Genomic DNA, 20,666 nt, shown 5'->3' on the forward strand with positions numbered 1-20,666 from the left:
ATAAACATATTTAATTTGGTAACTATATTAAGTAAATACAATATCTTACGATTTTTTCTTCTGTGTATTAATTCTGCCAAATGTATCTAAGCGATCTATTAATCCTGTCAATTTATCAGAAGCTTGATGACGGAACCTGTTCATCGTATGCATAGATGGGTATCATTCCGACATTAGTAATGCAAATCATTAGCGTTAGCACTCAAGGATATTTACATCCCCACTTTTCAGGAGAGAAAATGCAATTACGTCTAGCTTTATTTTCGTCATTACTGGCCGCAACTGTTGCGATGACAGGGTGTGATGATTCATCTGCCGCGCCAGAAGAATCAGCCAAAATCAGTATTGAACATGCGCAAGGAACTACTCAGGTTCCACTAAACCCGCAAAAAGTCATCATACTGAACCCATCCGTGCTCGATACTGCCGATGCCCTGAACATTAAGGTGGCAGGTGTCCCGCAAACCAGTACTCATCTACCCGCATTTTTATCCAAATACAGCGGCACTGAATACCTGAATGCTGGCACATTATTCGAACCCGATTACGAGGCGTTAAGTCAGGCTAAACCTGACCTGATCATTGCCGGTGGCCGTGCTCATGATGCTTATGACAAACTTAGCGCTATCGCACCGACTATCGCACTTGATGTCGATACCAAGCACTTTACCCAGAGTCTGACTCAGCGTACTGAGCAACTGGCCTCTATCTTTGGTAAAGAAGAAGAAGCGAAGGCACTGCTGGGCAAATTCTCATCTCAGATAAACGAGATAAAGCAAAAATCAGCTAATGCCGGATCAGCCATGGTAGTGATGGTCAGCGGCGGGAAAATGTCGGCCTACACGCCGGGTTCCCGTTTCGGTTTTGTGTTTGATGAGTTAGGTTTCACCCCTGCGGCCACTTTCGAACAAACGGGTAGTCATGGGAATGTAGTGACCTCTGAATTCATTCTCAATGCTAATCCTGAGTGGTTGTTTGTACTGGATAGAGACAATGCCATTGGGCGTACTGAAGGCCAATCGGCACAACAGATTCTTGATAACCCACTGATCCATAAAACCAAAGCATGGCAGAATGATCAGGTTATCTATCTCGACTCTTCCTCGCTCTATATTGCCGGTGGCGTACAGAGTTATACAAAACTGATGGATAAGGTCAGTGCTGTGTTGGATAAATCAGCGCCAGCGCAGTAATTCTCACTGATGAAGAATCTTAGCTTTCTAGTTGGCCTGGTTATTTTACTGGGCCTGATGATCTGTAGCCTGTTTATCGGTGCCGGCCATGTCACTTTTGCCGATGTCTGGTCGGATCCCGATATGCGCGACATCTTTATACTTAGCCGGGTGCCACGAACGTTGGCATTAGTCCTTGCTGGCAGCGCCATGAGTGTTGCTGGCCTCATCATGCAGATGCTGACGCAGAACCGTTTTGTCGAACCTTCTATTGCGGGTACGACCCAGTCCGCCAGCCTTGGTTTATTGTTGGTCATGGTTTTCAGTCCATCAGCTCCGGTGATGGTGAAAATGTTGGTGGCTACGGTATTCGCGATGGGGGGGACGGCACTTTTTATGATGTTGTTGGCGCGAATGCGGATGAAATCAGCGCTGATGGTGCCGCTGACCGGCATTATGCTGGGGGCGGTATTTAGTGCAGTAACAACCTTTGTGGCGATGGAGTTTGATCTCCTGCAATCGTTGGGCAGTTGGGAGTCTGGTGATTTCTCGGGTGTCTTGCAGGGTCGCTATGAGTTGTTGTGGATAGTGGGAGCCTTAACGCTGATTGCCTGCCTAATCGCTGATCGTTTTACCGTGGCAGGCATGGGGCGGGATTTCTCGGTCAATGTTGGGCTAAATTATCAACGCGTTATGCTGACGGGAATGTCTATTATAGCCATCATCAGCGGCGTGGTTGTGGTCGTGATTGGCGTGCTTCCTTTTCTCGGTTTGATTGTACCCAATATTGTCAGTATGGCGATGGGAGATAACCTGCGCCGAACCATACCTTGGGTGAGTCTTTGTGGCGGTGGTCTGGTCGTGTTATGCGATATTATTGGTCGATTAATTAGCTACCCATTTGAAATCCCTGCCAGCGTTATTCTGGGCGCGATTGGTGCACTGGTTTTCCTATTATTAATTGTTAGGACAAAACGCCATGCAGGTTAATGAGTATTCATCAAAAGGGAATTGGCTTCAGGGCGCAAATCGGGCATTAAGCATACCGGCAAAGCGGTTGTTACTGTTGAGCATTATTGCAGTCGCTGCGATTGTCATCTTCATGACAATTAATCTGGGAAGCAACATCCAGTATATTCTGGTGCATCGCGGTCTTATTCTAGCCACCATGCTGTTGGTGGCCTTTGCTGCGGGAGTTGCTACTGTCTTATTCCAAACAGTAACCAATAACCGTATTTTGACGCCATCAGTGATGGGATTAGAAGCACTGTTTATTCTCATCCAGACCATGTTGGTGTTTTTTGTTGATGCCAATGGTTTCAGAGTGCTAGGTATTACGGGGAAATTTCTCTGTGAGTCGGCACTGCTGTTATTGTTCTCGGTGTTTCTTTACCGTTGGTTACTGACCGGTGTGGGGATCAATCTGCATAAGGTGCTGCTGGTTGGCTTGGTTTGTGGCACGTTGTTCCGCAGTCTATCGAGCCTGATGCAACGTCTTCTTTCGCCGGGGGAGTTTGCCATATTGCAGGGGAGGGTGTTTGCCACCTTTACCCGAGCGCCAGCAGAGATTATTGCCGTTTCTACGGGGATAGTTGTAATTGTGGGCCTTATTGTTTGGCGCATGCGCCATTGTCTCGATATTATCGCCCTTGGTCGAAATACCGCAATTAATCTCGGCGTTGCCTATCAGAAAAAGATAACCACTATTTTGCTGCTGGTCTCGCTGTTGGTCGCCATCTCTACAGCACTGGTGGGGCCGCTGACATTTTTAGGTTTGCTTATCGCTAATTTGGCTTATCCAATTGTTGGTTCATTCCGCCATCAATATTTGCTACCCGGTGTTTTTCTGCTGGGAACCATTACATTGGTTGGTGGGCAATTGATTTTGGAGCGCTTACTGAATATGTCTGGGACATTATCGGTGGTTATTGAGTTTGTCGGTGGTGCGCTGTTTATTTATCTTTTAATAAAAAAGGCTCCGGTATGATTGAAATTAATGACATTAATAAAAAATACCAGGATACAGCGGTTCTCAATAATATAAATGAGAGCATTCCTTCTGGTGGTGTTACTTCAATCATTGGACCAAACGGTGCTGGCAAATCTACGTTATTGTCGATTATGAGCCGATTGCTGGCGCCTGATATTGGTAGTGTGCTGTTTAATGGCTTGGATGTGGCGAAAACCTCTGGCGATAAACTGGCGACTATTTTGTCAGTCTTACGTCAGGAAAATCACTTCACCAGCCGCCTGACTGTAGCAGATTTGGTTGGCTTCGGGCGCTATCCCTATTCAAAAGGGCGGCTCAACGAAAATGACCGTCAGTATATTGATGCTGCGATGGAGTTTCTTAATCTGGTGCCGCTGAAGGATCGCTATCTTGATGAGCTTTCGGGGGGGCAACGGCAACGCGCCTATGTAGCAATGGTGCTTTGTCAGGATACAAAATATATCCTGCTGGATGAGCCATTAAATAATTTAGATATGAAACATTGCGTTGCGATGATGAAACAATTGCGGCGTGCCGCAGATGAATTGCACAAAACCATTATTCTCGTTATCCACGATATCAATTTTGCTTCTGCGTATTCTGACCACATTATTGCGATGAAGAATGGTGAGGTTATTTATCGAGGGGCACCCGCAGAGATTATGCAGCCCGATATTCTTGAAGAGATTTTCGATATAAAAATCCGTATCGAAAAAGTACAAGATCAGCATATCGCGGTCTATTATCGTTAAGGTGAAAAACGGGCGTAACTATATATTTACGCCCGTTTTTATCCCGTGATTAGAACAACACAGAGTAGTTCACACCAAAGGTACGGCCACGTCCTTTATAGGTATAGAGATCAGGTGCTCCGTAGGTGGGGCTATACAGAATTGGTGCGCGCTGGCCCCAAACGGTGGTGTACTCTTTATCCAGCAGGTTTTCGATGCTGAAGCTGATTTTACCCACTGGCAAGGTGTAGCTGCTCAGGAAATCAATCGTGTTATAACCATCAAGTTTACGGCCTTTACTGTCTGACACATCGAAGGTCTGCTGGGATTGTACCCGCAGGTTCCAATCACCCGGAGCCCAACCAACATAAGCGGTGGCTTTTGACGGACTGGCGGTATCAACAGTGAGTTTCTGCCACTTGCCGTCAGTTTTGGTCTCAGATTTAATCAGGTTAAATGTTGCTCCGGTACTCCATTCGCTGTCTTCGAAGAAATAATCCGCTGCGCCTTCAACCCCGTAGATCCGGCGTTTGTCCGGCAACACACTGATGGTCATGTCTGTTTTGTTGATGGCAATAGTTTGGTCAGACAGTGAGTAGTAACCTGCGATTTGAGTGCGCAGGTTATCACCCGTATAGCGCCAGCCCAATTCATAAGCATTAACCTTAATACCCTCCAGCTTGGAGTCATTTACGTTGACGCTTTTTTGCAGTTGGTAGTGGCCGTTGACCAACTGATAGGTCCCGGAGCCGTAATATTTCGCCAGATCGGGGATCTCAAACCCTTGAGAGAAGTTGAACCACGTCTGCTGGTTTTGTGCCAGATGCGCCAGCAAACCGGCATTGAACAGGACGTTGTTGTAATCCGTTTTCCCGCCTGGCACTGCATCTGCGGAGGTCGCGCTGCCGTTAGCAATAGCTTGTTGTTGCGCATAGCCGACGAAATCATCGACCTTGTTCTCGGTGTATTGATAACGCACGCCACCACTCAGGGTAAAGATGGGGTTGATGTCATAGCTGGTTTGCAGGAACGGCGCGAGATTGGTGGTGGTGTAACTTGGGTAACGGCCAACATTGTAGGCATTTTGTAAGGTCATCCCGCCAGACTGCTGTGCCAGTGCCAGATTGAAGAACTGCTGGTTGGCGTTGAAGCTTTCATGCTCCGCGTCGACACCATAAGTCAGCGTGAGGCTGTCGATGGGTTTACTGTTTAGCGTCAGTTTACCGCCGTAAAAGTCGGTTTTCTGCTGTGATGCACCAATACTGGTTACCGCAGTACCTGTTTTGTTCAGGGTTGGGAACGGATAAAAGGTCAATGATTCATCACGGTAAAACACCTGTGCCACCAAATCCTGACCCCAGAAGTCGGTATTGGAGTATTGCAGGTTGATGAGATGGCGCTCAGTGCCCGGAATACGATCTGAGTTCAGATTGCCGCTGTTAGATGCCTGGCCGGTACCCGTCACTGCCGAGAAGTTTTCCCCCAGATATAATCCGTGTTTGCCATCGGATTCGCTGTTGAAATACTGGGTGGTTAACTGCAATTGCTGATGGTCATCAATGTTGAAGGTACCTGTGCCCATCACATCAAGGCGACCGGAATATTGCAGGCCGGTCTGGGTATTATCGATCAACACCTCATCGCCTTTACCGTCATACCAGCCGCCATAACGTTGATAGGAAACAGAAAAACGACCGAATGCTTGCTCATTCCCGCCGCTCACCGCAGCCCCGATATTCTCATCGTGATCGTTATGGCTGTTAAAACCGGTTTTGCCGCCAACTTGTAGTTCGACCTGTTTTTCTGCCTGACCTTTTTTGGTCACAATATTGATCAAGCCACCAGTGCTACCCCCACCGTAAAGCGAAGTGGCACCGGAGATAACTTCTATATGCCCAATATTAAACGGATCTATGGAGTCAAGCTGACGGCTGTCGCTGCGTGAAGAGTTCAGGCGCACGCCATCGATCATCACCATCATTGAGCGGCCACGCATATTCATGCCGTAGTTGGTCCGGCCCTGACTGCTAACATCCATGCCAGGAATCAATTGCGCCAAAATATCTTTGATTTCCTTGCCAGCTTGAACTTGTTGTTCGAGTTCCTGACCTTCAATCACCCAGGTGGTTTGTGCCATTTCGGCCACGCTGCGGTGTGAGCGGCTGGCAGAAACCACCATTTGATCTTCTGCCCATGCTGCGGGCGCGAGCATAGCTAACAGGCACGGATTTAATACCCAGAGGTGTCTGCGTTTCATTGTTATTCTCTTTTTCCCATATTGGAGGTTATGTTAAAAATTAAAGTTGGTTTAACGATTGTTTTAAACCCAAACTCATTGGAGTTGCAGGTAGGCAGCCTGCAAACACATCCCGATGAGCTTACTCAAGTAAGTGATTTGCGCGCGCACGTGCAGCTAACCCCCCTGCGGTTTCAAGGACGAGGGGATCTGTGCGGGGAATAACGGCCGGCGGCTGGCTGCGCCATTGGATCACCGCCGGGGTGGATGTTAAATCGAACTGTTCACGACCTAAAACCCGGTTGAGAATACGCGCCGATCGCCAAGCCATCAGGCTGAGCTGCGGTTCTGCAATGCCGTGGCTATGCATACCGGCGTTGACTGCAAATAAGCAGTTATCGTGTGGGCCGCGCCAATCGAGGGTGAAGTCGGGAGCCACGCGGTATTGATAATCGGCAGTGGTCATCAGGCGGCTGGCCAGTGGTTTAAGGAATGCCGGACGTTCCTGTTGATAACCGGTCGCGAAGATAGTCACGTCGCTGTCAAAGGTTTCTTTGCCCTGATCGAGATGGTGATGGGTGACTAATTGGTAACCGTTACCTTGCGGATGCATCGCTGTCAGTGAGCGGCTAGGGAGCAGGCGCGCCCAAGGCTTTTCACGTAACACCTCAAACTGATGGTACATAGCACGGTAAATAGCCAGTAGCGACTCACTGGTAATGCCGTCAGACGTCATCTTCTGTTCAGCCAGCATATGTTGCTTGGCGTTGTCGTTCAGAGTATAGAAACCGTCAACGTATTCCGGGGTGAAGTACTCATTGGCAAAAGCGGCTTCATCCAGTGCGTTGTAATTATTCCGGCGTGAAATCCAATCTAACTGTTTCGGTTGGCCCCACTCTGCGCGGAAGATGTTGAGGAACAGGTCAGCTCCACTCTGACCACCACCGACGATGGTGACACGTTTACCAGCCAGATCGGGATTGCGCAGTGCCATTTCACTGGCATGGAAACAGCGATCGTTTTGCTCGCCGACACATTCCGGCAACTTGATACGTTTGCCGATCCCCAGACAAACATGGCGTGCATGGTAGACATTGCGTGTTGTGGTCACGACAAAATGGCGCTGCTGGTCGTCAAAATCCACACTCTGAATATCCTGGCTGAACTCTAGCGAACTCAACCCATGGGCAGCCCAACTGAGGTAGTCTGCAAACTCTTCCCGTGAAACCGTTCGGTGTTCAGTCGTCAGGAATCGGTAGAATTTCTTCCTTTGGACTAAGTAGTTAAGGAAGCTATAGGGATTGGTTGGCGACACCGCACTGACCAAATCTTTCAAAAAGCTGGTCTGCATGTGGCAATCAGGCACCATCATGCCGGGATGCCAGGTAAAGTGCGATTTACGCTCAAAGAATTTGCTGTTAAAGCCGGAAACTTCGCTGCCGAGGGCGGCAATACTGAGGTTAAATGGGCCTATGCCAATGCCGATGAAATCTAAAGTTTGATTCATTGGGCTAGCTCCTTGGTGACCAAATAAAGAGGGTTATCCAGATCCTGCAAGTAATTTGGCAACATTCGACTGCCACCATCCTGCTCTGAATAGGTGAGTTTCACCGGGTTGAGGACTACACGAATAATTTGTGGTTTAAACAAATCAAATAGGGAGAAACGCTCTACCATGTCTGGATGCTGTGCCATGTAGCGCTGCAGTACCTGTGCCAGCAGTTGATAGAATTGGTGTTCATTGATGCCACACACATGCATCAGTGGTGAGATAAATCTCAGCACGGTGACGAAATGCCCGGTCTGTAGGTCATGTATCAGGTAGTCGGCAGATAAGCGTGCGGTGACGGCTTTCACGACACTGGGCAGTGAGGCCGCTTGCGGGAACTCTTTATCAACCAGGCGCATATCGCCCTGGAAGTCTTTCAATAGCACACGTTGTGGAATGTGGTCTTTCATCACCAAAGTGATGTTTTGGCCGTGGGCGATCAGTGCCACACCGTAACAACACATCAGGTGGTACATTGGCACCACGACCACCCGAAACATCTGTGCTAACCAGGCTTCGGCACTCAGCCCCGAACGTGCAATATAGGCGGCAATCAACGGATGCCCCTGATTATCGGTTTCCATCAGTGTGGCCATCAAAATTGCCTGTTCGCCCGGTTGTAAATAGCAGGACGGATTTTCTCGCCAAATCACGCCAAGCATTTCCTGATAGCGATAGGGCGCTTTACTCAAGGTGGCATAGGTCTGGTGCATCATATAACCGGCAGCGGGTTCTCCGAGGATCTCAGCACCGCTTGCTCGTAGCGTAGGGTCTTGTGCAAAGACTTGCTGTAACCAATGCGAAGCCGCAGGACCTGCGCTGATATATTTACCGGGGATGCCGCGATAACAAGAGGTGTTGTAGATGGTCAGTGGCAATTTGATATCAAATGGTACGCAGCGACTGACATTCGTTAAGGTACGTAATGATTGTTGCGCCAGATAGTGGTCACCAAACTCACCCAGTTCGATCAATTCACCTTCGGCTAATTGTGGCAGGAAGTGCAGGGCGATTTTTTGCTGCCACTGCCATGGGTGTAAGGGCACCGGTACCCAGTCGTCATTCAACGCGAGCTGCTGCCAGTGGCGCTCAAATCGCTGGCGTTCCGAGCTATCCATCGCACTGTCGAGCAGCCTGTCCAACGGGAATTGTGCATCCGCGCACCAGACAAAACTGCCACGTTTGGCGGCGACCCAATGCAGGCGGAACTGCCCTTGATATTCTGGCGCGTAGTGATGCAGGGCGGTTAGACCCCAGCCACGGCGGCCTTTGTTGAAGATAAATTTTGGGTGGCCAGCCAGCAGACATTGTAGTGCATCAGCATCAAGGGCAATCAGATCTTCGGCACTCATGCCCTGACGGGCAGAGAGTAACTGCATGTCTGAGCGCAGCGTGGCATAGAGGTCTTCCAGGTGTTCAGCAACCTGTGCATCGTCCATCTGCAACACTTGCGCCAGTTGGCGTAGCATATGGTCAGCGGTCAGCGGCACTCCTTCGCAGTGCAATGAGGCGGGGTCAATATGCAACCAGCCCCAGATACCCCGTTCGGCACTAAAGCGATAAACCGCGCCCGGTAAGGTGATGATCCATGCCTGGCCTGCTGGCGCGGCACGCAGGGTGCGTTCATATTCCAGTTCAGCCAGGATCTTGGCGATCATCTGACGGTTAACGCGCTGCCAGTTGGCGTAATTGTCAGTGGTCATACCGTACCCTCTTGGAAGAAATCTGCGCGCTGATTCACTATCAGCCGCGAGCGTTTATGCGGGAAATCAAACTCTTTCAAGGTGTGGTAGCCCGCGGCAGGCAGGTGGCGGAACAGGCGCTGGTTATCGGCGCGTGGCTCAGCTACTACCCGGGTTGTGCGTGGTTCATCCAGATACAGATAGTGTGTCAGGCCACGTAACCAACTGCGGATGTATTGCGCTCCTCGCCAGCGCTCTTCACCTACCAGCATGTGTAGTCCACGATCAAAAGGCTGCCAACGGTAATGGCGACCAATCCGGTCTTCTGCTGCCCAATAAACTTCGAAATAACCAAAAGGTTGATCGTCAAAGCAACCCAAGAGCGGATAGCAATAATGCGAATCCAACTGACGTTGCAGATACGCTGCCTGAACCTCAAGCGGGCCACTCATTTCCCAAAAAGCATCTACGCGCGGCGAGTTCATCCAGCGGGTAAACTGCTCTGTGTCGCGATCAATTTCCGGTAAGCGGAAGCTCAGGGTATGTTTAATGTGCGGATCGAAACGGCGATAAACTTCGCCGTTAGGGCGCGCAGCACGTTGTGGGAACCAGATATCTCGCTCGGCGTCATACTGCATCTGATCAGTCGCCCGATGGCGTTCCGCTCCCAGCCACAGTGGTAGTTGATAAAATAGATCCCGTGCCAGATAGTCGCCATAGCTCAAGGCAAACACGGCCTGTGCTTGCGGCTCTTCCCGCCACTCTGCATAGGGCAACGCAATACCGGTTAATTGCGGTGCAGCAACGAACAACTGATCCAATGCCGGTACCAGCCAGCCTGGTGGCAATGGTCCGGGTGAGTGCAATACCGCGCTGCCGTCCAACCCTAAGCTGAGGGTCAGATTTTTTTCCAACTGTTCACAGCGAAAACTGCCTGCGGAGTGCATCAACTTAGCTTGTGGCATCATTGGGCAACTCCCAGGCGCTCTTGGTGAGGGAAACGAAATGGGTTTGCGAAATCAAAGTAGATAACTGCCGGATCAACGATGGTATTTTCATTGTGGTCATGCAGATAACAGAAGAAATTACCCTTGCAGTTCCAATGCGTGCTATCGAGTACGTAATCTAAACAAAGGGTATTTTTAGCCGTAGCCCGCAGGTTATGGAGTGCGTCGCGCACCCGCATCATCAGATTCTCTTCGCTGTCGAAACCGGCAGCCGCTAATGCGGCGGTTACTGCCAGACTGGAGTTGACTAGCAAGTAATAGGGGAAATAGCGCAGTAGTTGTTGTTCAGTGAAGCGGTTTTCCGCTCCGGCTTCGCCAATTTCTTCCAGCCACGGTGTGGCATCTTGGGTAAAGCCGCTGCCCTGACAGTCGCGATACAACATACCGATCGGCAAGTCTTGTTGCATTTCTACCAGAATGTTTTGCTGATGGGCTAATAGCACCAAACCGTAATCAGCTTCGGTGCTGAACAGTGGTAATAAGACCTGTTGGCAATAGGCATCCAGCCAGCAGTGGGTGGCCTGGCGTAACGGAAGATTTAGACGCGCCGCCAAACGGCGCACTGCGGCAACCAGCAAACTGTCGCCTCCATCTGGCGCGGCCTGAGTTAAGGTGACCAGCACATTGGTTTGAGCATCTGGCTGGCTGAACAACAGGTTGTCGCGTAGCACCATCAGACTCTCCTCTTGCACCGTGCCATCAGCGGAACATAAACCGGCCCAACCGTCCTCCTGCATGACCCTGAAGGTTGGATAGCGCGTTTGTAGTGCTTGCCAGCGCGGGGTTTGAGCCAAGCGGGCCAAGCGAATTCCACGTTTAGCTTCTTTTACCGATAGCGTACGTACCGAGTTGGTCAGGCGGACACTGAGGGAAAACTTGATCATGTCGCGATTTGATGGGCTATACAGCGAACGCGAGGAACTGGTCGGCAGCCAGCGTTCACCTGCTTCACCCAAGTCTTGCAGTGCTTTCAGTTGTACCAACTGCTGACACCACTCTTGGGACAACAGGTGATCAGCCTGCCAGGGGTGCATCGGCAGCAGCCAAATATCATCGGTAAAGTGTGCCAGTAGCTGTGGTGCACTCTCGCTGGCAAAACGTTGCAGACGTTGTTGCAGTGTCAGGGTGAGACTCTCACCGCGCAAAAAGCGTTTATCCACGGCAAACCAGCGTAGTGGAAAACGAGCGGCAAAGTCTGGCAGATAGCGATGGGCCTCTTTTTCATTGAAGGGTTCATGGGATTTTGGCGCTGGATGGAAGGCATGACCGACCAATAAGCCTTGCTCAGCCTGAGCAAAATTGAGTGGCTTATCACGCAGTGACGGCCAATCCAGACGAATATTGATAGCCTGTTGGGTGTTGTCATGACTTTCCAGAACCCGCTGGCGGAAACGTGTAACCACCTCATCTGACAGGTCACCTTTTACTGCGGGTTTATCCAACAACAAGGTCACCAACTGTTCCATGCCAAGTGCCGTACCCGCCCCATCGTCCTGCTGATATAGATAGGCTGGGAACAGATAGTGATGATGTTGTGTTGGGGATATATGGCGTAAAGCAATACGAATAGCTTGTGACGATGAAAGAGGGATATGGAGCTGTGGATAGGGTTGATTGTTTGCTGTCGGAAGGATTTGCCAGTCCCGGGTTTCACGCATCAATGCGTTGAGGAAACATTGCGCAGCCACATCGGTTGTCGCGGTTTCTAACTGGATAGTCATTATTCCATGCCACTCTTGATTCAATTGAGAATCATTCTTATATCAATAATATTTATCATTATCAATTAACTTATGATACAGTTTTTCTATTAAATATGCATAAATCCCCTATGTTATTAACGGTTAATTCACTTTTAATGCAAATTTCATCACAGTCTGAAACACGTTCAAGCGGGCATATACCTTCTTCTAATTGGCCGTTAGCCTTTTGTGCCGGCTTGCTGGGGATTGGGCAGAACGGTTTATTGGTCATGTTACCGGTATTGGTTAGCAGAACACATCTGTCACTGTCGGTGTGGGCCGGTTTACTTACCCTCGGATCCATGCTGTTTTTGATCGGATCACCGTGGTGGGGACGGCAATCGGAGGTTCGTGGGTGTAAATTTGTGGTCATCATGGCGCTGGCTGGCTACTTGCTAAGTTTTGTGTTGTTGACGCTGGCGGTATGGGGCTTAGCAGCGGGATGGTTACCGGAGATGGTCGGGCTGGGTGGGCTGATTGTGGCACGTATTATCTATGGCCTGACAGTCTCAGGCATGGTGCCCGCCTGCCAGACCTGGGCCTTGCAGCGCGCAGTGTATGAGCAGCGCATGGCTGCATTAGCTACCATCAGTTCAGGCTTGAGTTGTGGTCGTCTTCTTGGCCCACTTTGTGCCGCTCTTGCCCTCTCAATACACCCAATGGCACCGCTGTGGTTGATGGCAATAGCACCATTGATCGCACTGTTGGTGGTCTGTTGCCAATACAATGATCCGCCATTGCCGCCGGTTGCACATCAACAAAATCATTTACGTTTCAGCATGCTACCCTATTTACTCTGTGCACTGCTGCTGGCGGCAGTTGTCAGCCTGATGCAGCTTGGTCTGGCACCGCATTTAAACCAATTATTCAGGCATTCAGCCACCATGGTGAGCCACCATGTGGCAATTTTGCTTAGCGTGGCCGCAGGTTGTACCTTGTTGGCTCAGTTTTTGGTGGTACGCCCCCAACGTTTCAGCCCCTCTCAGCTTCTGTTGGTGGCAGCGTTATTCATGGTAGGTGGTTTAGGATTGATGTGTACCCAGCCATTGGTATTATTCTATGCGGGGTGTGCGCTAGCTTCTTTCGGTGCGGCGATGGCAACGCCGGGTTACCAATTGATGCTGAACGATAAATTATCCACGGGCAAAGGTTCCGGGGTGATAGCGACCAGCCATACATTGGGTTATGGCATGAGTGCGTTGATGGTGCCGTTAGTAGCAAAATTTTACGGTGAGTCGCAGTTGATTGCTGCGGCTCTGATGATGGCCGTTCTGTTGGGCGGGATAAGTGGCTGGCTGTGGTGCCAGCATCGGGTCACAGCACATTCTGCGGGAGAGTAACTGTCATGTCCGGCGCATCAAGCTACCGAGTTTTCGATATCAAATTGAAAGTAAAAGAAAATATCTCACCGTCACTGTTACGTTGCGTATTTGAAGGGCCAGAAGTCAATCGTATGAAACTTGAAGCGCCAGATCAGCGTATTAAGCTGCTATTGCCCGCAGACAACGGTCTGATTACTCAGGTATCAAAAGGCGACGATTGGTATCGTAATTACCTGACTATCCCGAAAGAGCAGCGACCGATAATGCGCACTTATACACTGCGTGCATTGCGTGCTGAGCAGAACGAGATGGACGTGGAATTTGTTTTGCACGGCGTGACCGGCCCAGCATCGGCTTGGGCAACACATGCCAAACCAGGCGATGCTATTCAGGTTGTTGCGCCGAATGCCGAGTATCAATCTGACAGTGGCGGTTATGAGTGGATCCCGCCAGCGCAGATGATGCAGGCGTTACTGATTGCCGACGAAACAGCATTACCGGCGGCGGTGGCTATTTTGGAACAGCTGGCATTACAAGCTAACCCTCCACATGTTCAAGCTTTTTTTGAGGTACCGCTGGTGGGTGATTGCATCAATCTTAAGCGATTTCCGTTTGCGCAGGTTTACTGGTTGCCACGTGATACGCCGCATCACCCCGCCCATGGCAGCTTGTTAGTTGACGCGGTACGTCAATGGGTACAAATTCCGGCTGCGGCGCAAGTCGCGGCACAATCATTAGCAGAGAATAGTCTGGGTGGTGATGTGTTATGGGAGCGAGCCGAAGGTGCCAGTAGTTTCTATGCCTGGGTGGCGGCTGAATCCTCAACAGTGAAAGCTTTGCGCCGCTATCTGATTGGTGAACGCTGTCTGGGTCGTACTTGCGTGAACTTTATGGCGTACTGGTGTTAATCAATTTGCTATATCAAATGCCCCTGCAAAATTAGCCCCTCTGGGCCAGTTATTCAATCCCCGTCATAAAAATGGCGGGGCAGTGACAATTTCAAATATCTTTCCCTCTCCCCTCGCAAACACCGATGTTACGAACTGCGTAATGTATTAATAACCTATATAAATACTGACATTATGCTAATGTCAGTATTAAACCGATACCAATCATCAGTTCCAGAGTCAACAAGATTATTCAGGGGAGTTTTTTAGTGGGCGACCCTTAAAAAATAAACCCATGATGCAAATTTATTTGCAGAGCTTTGTATCAAAATAGGTGTGTTATTTATGAATAAATATGATGATATTAAGCAGTTCAAAGATAAAATAGACATGCACGATATTGATTATAAAGAAATTTCTGAAAAAGAAGTTCAAGCGGATGCTTTTTCATGGCCGCTTATTAAACAGTTGGCTTCACAAGACAATGATTCATTTTTAGAAAATGGTCGAACTATACAGCCGACACCTCAGCTTGTTTCAGCCACTGAGTTCGCCGAGCCTGATGTGTTAAACGTGATGAGTGAACCTCACGCTATAAATAGTGATCCTCTGCTAAATACCGAGGTAACAAACCGGCCAGCCGCAATGCGATCACTGTTTCCTGCGCCACCGGTTGCCCATACTCTAGCTCCGCAGCCAGTCAATTTAAACGAACCTGCTATACCGCAAGCGGTTTCTAAACCTATACTTACGACACAATTTTCATCCTCACCAACTGGCCCGTTGGAATCAGGTAAAAAAACTGAATTTAAAAACATTTTTTCACAAAAAGAACCACCAAAAGAGCAGGTTGTTTTTGCCGAGTCATCGCGGGATATTCCTTTACAAACGTTGTTAGAGAGCATCGCCTTATGCCGTTAGTTTGTGTATGTTCACCGAAAGGTGGTGTCGGTAAAACTACTTTTGCAGCCAATTTGGCGCACTCACTGGCACGTAGTGGTAGCAAGGTTCTACTTATTGATTTCGATGTACAAAATGCTCTGCGCTTGCACTTTGGTGTCCCTTTGTCGGATGAACGTGGTTATGTTTCTGAGTCAGGTAATGCATCTGACTGGAGCCAATTTATCCTTAAAGCGGGAACGAATACCTTTGTCTTGCCTTATGGCGAGGTGGATGAAGCGAAACGTCTGGCTTTCGAGCATGAATTAACGGCTGATCCACATTTTTTACAACGGGGGCTACATTCAGTCCTCAATTATCCTGGATTAGTGGTTATCGCTGATTTTCCTCCGGGACCAAGCCCGGCGTTAAAAGCGATGCAAGGGATTGCGGATATGCATTTGGTGGTGATGTTGGCAGACACGGCATCTTTATCTTTATTACCTCAAATAGAGAAAGGCAAACTTATCGGCGCCCCTTTAGATAACAAAATGGGAACCTATTTTGTTGTTAATCAAAGTGATAATCGTCGTCAACTCAGCCATGATGTCTCACAATTCTTTGAGCAACGTCTGGGCGATAAATTGTTAGGAATGATTCATCGGGATGAATGTGTGCCAGAAGCGAATGCTTCTCAACGTTCAATTATTGATTTCAGCCCCGTGTCAGCTGCCGCATTTGATATTGAGCTTATTAGTAAAAAAGTTGCAGCTATTTTGGGAATAAAGATCGGCGGGGGGGAGGTTTACTCTACGCCTAAACATGACTTCTATTAAATACTGGCTGAATTCAAGATGAAGAAAATTCAATTTTATCTTCTGTTGTTACTGTTATTGCCAATCGCTATCTTGGTTGTTGTTACACCAATGGACAGTGAGAAGCAGTACATTTTTGCATTATTCAGCATTGCTGCGTTCTTTTTACTTGGCATAAGTAAAAGCAGAAAAGTAACAATAGTAATGACAGTATTGTCATTTTTGATGTCATCCCGATATATTTATTGGCGCACGACTGAAACGCTTCATTTTGGTTCTGTAACCGAGACAATATTAGGCATACTTCTTTATAGTGCAGAACTTTACATCTGGATTATTCTAAGTCTTAGTTATTTACAGACTATTTGGCCATTAAAACGAACGATTGAACCGCTGCCTGAGAATACCGATTTATGGCCAACGGTTGATGTTTACATTCCTACCTATAATGAAAGTCTGGATGTGGTTAGAGATACGATTCTGGCAGCCCAATGTATTGATTACCCAAAAGAAAAAATAAAAATATATGTATTGGATGACGGAAAACGAACTGAGTTCGCTGTATTTGCTGCGGATGTAGGGGTTGGTTATATCACTCGAAATGATAACCGTCATGCTAAAGCCGGTAACCTTAACCATGCGATGAAGATTACGCAGGGGGAGTTAATCTGCGTTTTTGATTGTGACCACGTAGCTACCCGCGGTTTTTTACAGGCCACGGTGGGTGGGTTCCTGGTTGATAAGCGGTTGGCGTTGCTCCAGACGCCACACTACTTTTACTCCCCCGATCCGTTTGAGCGCAATCTATCAACAGGCCGTTCTGTTCCTAATGAAGGGGCCCTTTTTTATGGCCCTATTCAGCAAGGGAACGATAACTGGAATGCGGCATTTTTCTGCGGTTCTTGTGCTGTTATTCGCCGTAAGGCATTAGATGAAATTGGTGGTTTTGCGGTAGAAACAGTCACCGAAGACTCCCATACTGCGCTGAAATTACAGCGTTTAGGTTGGAACTCAGCCTTTATTTCCATCCCACTCGCCGCGGGGCTGGCGACTGAACGTTTGGCGTTACATGTGATCCAACGGACCCGTTGGGCGCGGGGGATGACACAAATTTTCCGTGTGGATAATCCCTTGTTAGGGCGTGGGCTGAGCCTTCCTCAGCGTTTGTGTTATCTCAACGCCATGATTTATTACCAATTTGGTTTGCCACGCGTGGTCTTTTTACTCGCGCCACTGGGCTATCTTCTCTTTAACCAGAGTATTATTGCCTCGTCAGCCGAATTGATTTTCGCCTATGTTTTGCCCCATTTAATTATGTCTATTGCCATCAACTCACGCAGTAATGGCCGCTTCCGCTACTCTTTCTGGGGTGAAGTTTATGAAACCGTAATGGCATTCCATTTGGTTATTCCAACCATCGTTACGATGATTTCACCAAAACGTGGCAAGTTTAACGTGACGGATAAAGGCGACCTACTGGATAAGAGTTATTTCGATTTCAATATTGTTCGACCGCATATTATTGCAGTTGTTCTGATGTTGCTCGGCATTATATGGGGATTAGTGCGCGTAGCATTGCCAGATTATTTTGGTGTTAATCCGAATGTAATTGCACTTAATATCGCCTGGGCTACTTTCAGTGTCATTCTATTATTTGCGGCTATTTCTGTTGCGCGCGAGACTCGTCAGACACGTAAAACGATCCGCATTGACGTCCAGTTACCGGCCATTATTCATTATAGTAATGGCATATCACTGCGTACTCACACCCTGGACTTGTCAATGGGCGGGGTTCGTCTGGCGATTAAAGACCAACATTTCCCAACTGAGGGTATTGAAGAGGTGGAGCTGATGTTACAACGCGGTGCTGTCAGTCTACCTGTCACGCTTATTGATGTTGAACTCGGTGCTGTGCGGTTGATGTTTGGTGATATTCCACTGGTTAAACGTCGGGAACTGGTTCGTATTGTGTTGGCCCGTGCAGATGCCTGGATTACCGAGCCTTATCCTCAGGATCGACCATTACATTCATTACTCAGCATTATTCGTTGTGCGTTTGAACTCTTTTATCTGCCGTGGAAGCAACGTCGGGCTAGAAAAAGAAAGCTGGCCCTCCAGAAAAAAGGAAATGCGGCATGAAAGGGATATTGAGCAAGATATTGCCGTCATTGTGGTTTACAGGTGTGGTGGCCGCGTGCTCTCTGGCATTTTTTCCCATCAATGGGTTTGCTGTAGACACTAATCGTATCGCGGGCCAGGAACAGCAAACTGAAGATGCAGCCACCGCGGGAGATTTCCCTTTATTACCTCGGCCGAACAGTGATGACTCAACCGCTGGGGCAGTGGCTCCTGCGGTTGATAATTACCCGCAAATCGCCAGCGCCCCTGAAAACCGCCCTTTGTATGATTCAACTCTACCGACACCCGTAGTTGATAACACGGTAGTGGTGACCCGCCCGGCCTCATACAACGCGATAGTGAATACCACGATTACCATTAAAGATATGGGGCAGCCCAATGGGTTGCTGTTAAGTGGCGGTCAATTGCAATCAGGCATTGTCTTCACGTTACCCAATGATTTGGTGATTACCAATGCAAAACTATCTCTGGCGCTAAAATTATCATCAGAGCTGGCTGGTAAGAATTACAGCTTACAGTTAATGCTGAACGGGCAGCCGTTAGGGACATTGCCACTAACGCCGTCAAGTGAAAACAGCGCGATATACCAAGTTGATGTCCCTGCGGCGATGGTGGTCGCGACCAATAATCTGAGTATGAGTATTACTGGTGACAACACGGTATTGCAGTGTGAAACAGATCAATTGAATAAATTTTGGGTCAGTATTTTACCGACCTCAAGTATTCAATTAGAAGGGCAACAACTGAATATTGGTAAGAATTTGGGACTATTCCCCCGGCCATTCTTTGATGCTATGCAGATGAAAGAGACCAAAGTGGTTATGGCATTCCCGGCTAATATTCGTGCTGATGTGATTGGTGCTGCCGCCGGTGTTGCTTCATGGTTTGGTTATCAGGCTAATTACCGTGATATTGATTTCCCGGTACAATTTGATTCACTACCCGAAGGTAATGGTATTTTATTTGGTAAGCCGGGTGAGCATATCGGTGATTTTGTGTTACCGCAAAGCACCGGCCCAAGTCTGCAATTGATTGATAACCCGCACAATCCGGTGGCTAAATTACTCTTGGTTATTGGCAATAATGAGGAGGAGTTGCGTCAGGCTGCATGGCGTTTAACTTCCGGGCCATTACCGCCAGAGGCGAATAGCCTAAGTGTTAAAGCGCAAGCTATCCCGCGTAGCATTCCCTATGACGCTCCACGCTGGATTAATACTGAACATCCCGTATTACTTAAATCTTTAGTGCCAAATCTCGATGCTTTGACTGCTAATGGTATTTATCATGACGGTATTCATGTTGATTTCCGGGCGGCACCCGATCTATTTATGTGGGATGGAGAAACTATACCCATCCATATCGGCTACCGTTTCCCGATTGAAGACTGGATTGATGAAAATAGCTCCCAACTTAACGTATCGATTAACAATATTTTCTTGTATAACCTGCCGGTAAATAAGAAGGGGTTGATTGAGTCCCTGTGGCGGGCGGTTGGTGGCGATACTCGTCAGGAGAGTTATACCCTGCGTTTGGCTCCTTATCTGATTTATGGTGATAACCAGTTAGAGTTCTATTTCGCGATTAATCCGAAAGCCGGAACCCCCTGTAATCTACTAAACAACAATAATATTAAGAGCCGTATCGAACCTGATTCTTATATTGACTTGAGTCACACCCATCACTTTACCCTGTTGCCTAATCTTTCGTATTTTGTCGGCGCATCCTTCCCTTTCACCCGCTTGGCTGATTTCTCACAAACCTTGGTATTATTGCCCGAAAAACCAAGCAAAACAGAAGTTCGTACATTACTTGGTCTTGCGGCTCGTGCCGGTAATTCAACCGGAAAGCCAGTTATCCACGTCAAGGTGAAGCTGGGCGTGTCCGCAAATGAAAAAGATATTTCACTGTTTGCTGATAACGATATTTTGGTGGTGTCGACATTAGACCATGCTGATTTCAGCCAAACACTATTAACCGCGACATCATTTGGCCTGGAAAATGGTGTGCTATCAGTGAAAGAACCGTCGACGTTAGAAAAGTTGGCGGATTACCTCACTGGGGTTTGGTTCCGCCAGCAAGTTGAGGCCGATCGCTACCTTTCATCGACCGATAACTGGCGCGGCTTCCTGAGTTTCCGTTCTGGTTGGAATCCGCAGAAAGTCGTGGTGCTGGCAACCGCAACAGGTGATGATCAATTAGCGAGTATTCACGGCGATTTGAAGTTATCGACGGTTAATGCCGGCGTGCGTGGCGATCTGGCAATTATTACCAATGAAAATGGTGTGCGCAGTTTTAGTGTTGGGGAGCAATTCCCTCGTGGTGAGCTGCCTTGGTATCAAATGGTTATCTGGTATGCCAGTCAGCATATCGTGATTTTGGCGTTACTTGCTTTACTGATCTCAGTCATCATTGGTGTGAGCATGTTTGGGTTATTAAAACGCCGTGCAGCAATACGCTTAGGCAAAGATCCTGAAGAATGATAATAAAACTGTTGATGATGTGGGCCTATTGTATG

The 20,666-nt window shown here is 48.3% G+C and carries 15 protein-coding genes; 10 read left to right on the forward strand and 5 right to left on the reverse strand.

Annotated features, from left to right (window positions below):
* Positions 1-239: 239 nt before the first annotated feature.
* Genes V2A84_RS22370 through V2A84_RS22385 form a run of 4 tightly spaced genes read left to right on the forward strand, consistent with a single transcriptional unit; the run spans position 240 to position 3,914 of the window.
* On the forward strand, positions 240-1,193 hold the full coding sequence (locus V2A84_RS22370; protein ID WP_083162521.1) for a siderophore ABC transporter substrate-binding protein: 954 nt from the start codon (positions 240-242) through the stop codon (positions 1,191-1,193).
* Positions 1,194-1,202: 9 nt separating this feature from the next.
* Positions 1,203-2,162 carry an ABC transporter permease gene (locus V2A84_RS22375; RefSeq protein ID WP_083162523.1) on the forward strand — a complete coding sequence of 320 codons (960 nt, stop codon included), beginning with the start codon at positions 1,203-1,205 and terminating at the stop codon, positions 2,160-2,162.
* Positions 2,152-3,159, forward strand: a complete 1,008-nt coding sequence (locus V2A84_RS22380; RefSeq protein WP_083162525.1) for an iron chelate uptake ABC transporter family permease subunit — start codon at positions 2,152-2,154, stop codon at positions 3,157-3,159. The genes V2A84_RS22375 and V2A84_RS22380 overlap by 11 nt, the downstream gene beginning before the upstream one ends.
* The gene (locus tag V2A84_RS22385) at positions 3,156-3,914 is read left to right on the forward strand and encodes an iron ABC transporter ATP-binding protein (protein WP_083162527.1); all 759 of its coding nucleotides are present in this window, start codon (positions 3,156-3,158) and stop codon (positions 3,912-3,914) included. Before V2A84_RS22380 ends, V2A84_RS22385 begins: the two co-directional genes overlap by 4 nt.
* Positions 3,915-3,963: 49 nt before the next feature.
* Here V2A84_RS22385 and V2A84_RS22390 read toward each other — a convergent pair whose 3' ends face one another.
* The 5 genes from V2A84_RS22390 to V2A84_RS22410 form a co-directional block, all read right to left on the reverse strand.
* The gene (locus tag V2A84_RS22390; protein WP_083162529.1) at positions 3,964-6,150 is read right to left on the reverse strand and encodes a TonB-dependent siderophore receptor; all 2,187 of its coding nucleotides are present in this window, start codon (positions 6,148-6,150) and stop codon (positions 3,964-3,966) included.
* 121 nt (positions 6,151-6,271) lie between these two features.
* Positions 6,272-7,636 carry a lysine N(6)-hydroxylase/L-ornithine N(5)-oxygenase family protein gene (locus tag V2A84_RS22395; RefSeq protein ID WP_083162531.1) on the reverse strand — a complete coding sequence of 455 codons (1,365 nt, stop codon included), beginning with the start codon at positions 7,634-7,636 and terminating at the stop codon, positions 6,272-6,274.
* Complete coding sequence (gene iucC / locus V2A84_RS22400) at positions 7,633-9,381, reverse strand: IucA/IucC family protein (protein ID WP_083162533.1); 1,749 nt, start codon at positions 9,379-9,381, stop codon at positions 7,633-7,635. The genes V2A84_RS22395 and iucC overlap by 4 nt, the downstream gene beginning before the upstream one ends.
* Entirely contained in the window at positions 9,378-10,328 is a 951-nt protein-coding gene (locus V2A84_RS22405) for a GNAT family N-acetyltransferase (protein WP_083162535.1), read from the reverse strand. Before V2A84_RS22405 ends, iucC begins: the two co-directional genes overlap by 4 nt.
* Positions 10,325-12,088, reverse strand: a complete 1,764-nt coding sequence (locus V2A84_RS22410; RefSeq protein ID WP_083162537.1) for an IucA/IucC family protein — start codon at positions 12,086-12,088, stop codon at positions 10,325-10,327. The genes V2A84_RS22405 and V2A84_RS22410 overlap by 4 nt, the downstream gene beginning before the upstream one ends.
* A gap of 137 nt (positions 12,089-12,225) precedes the next feature.
* Between V2A84_RS22410 and V2A84_RS22415 the strand changes: the two genes are divergently transcribed.
* The 6 genes from V2A84_RS22415 (at position 12,226) to bcsB (ending at position 20,631) form a co-directional block, all read left to right on the forward strand.
* On the forward strand, positions 12,226-13,449 hold the full coding sequence (locus tag V2A84_RS22415; RefSeq protein ID WP_083162539.1) for an MFS transporter: 1,224 nt from the start codon (positions 12,226-12,228) through the stop codon (positions 13,447-13,449).
* Between the two features lie 5 nt (positions 13,450-13,454).
* Positions 13,455-14,339 (forward strand): siderophore-interacting protein, encoded by an 885-nt coding sequence (locus V2A84_RS22420; protein ID WP_083162541.1) that lies wholly within the window; start codon positions 13,455-13,457, stop codon positions 14,337-14,339.
* A gap of 324 nt (positions 14,340-14,663) precedes the next feature.
* On the forward strand, positions 14,664-15,239 hold the full coding sequence (bcsO, locus tag V2A84_RS22425; RefSeq protein ID WP_083162543.1) for a cellulose biosynthesis protein BcsO: 576 nt from the start codon (positions 14,664-14,666) through the stop codon (positions 15,237-15,239).
* A complete protein-coding gene (gene bcsQ / locus V2A84_RS22430; RefSeq protein WP_083162544.1) occupies positions 15,230-16,033 on the forward strand; it encodes a cellulose biosynthesis protein BcsQ in 804 nt (267 codons plus the stop codon). Before bcsO ends, bcsQ begins: the two co-directional genes overlap by 10 nt.
* An 18-nt stretch (positions 16,034-16,051) precedes the next feature.
* Positions 16,052-18,151 carry a UDP-forming cellulose synthase catalytic subunit gene (gene bcsA / locus V2A84_RS22435; protein ID WP_083162545.1) on the forward strand — a complete coding sequence of 700 codons (2,100 nt, stop codon included), beginning with the start codon at positions 16,052-16,054 and terminating at the stop codon, positions 18,149-18,151.
* Positions 18,148-20,631, forward strand: a complete 2,484-nt coding sequence (gene bcsB, locus V2A84_RS22440) for a cellulose biosynthesis cyclic di-GMP-binding regulatory protein BcsB (RefSeq protein ID WP_442849066.1) — start codon at positions 18,148-18,150, stop codon at positions 20,629-20,631. The genes bcsA and bcsB overlap by 4 nt, the downstream gene beginning before the upstream one ends.
* The last annotated feature ends 35 nt before the right edge of the window (positions 20,632-20,666 follow it).

Source organism: Yersinia sp. 2553 StPb PI, assembly GCF_052217105.1.
Classification (GTDB): Bacteria; Pseudomonadota; Gammaproteobacteria; order Enterobacterales; family Enterobacteriaceae; genus Yersinia; species Yersinia enterocolitica_E.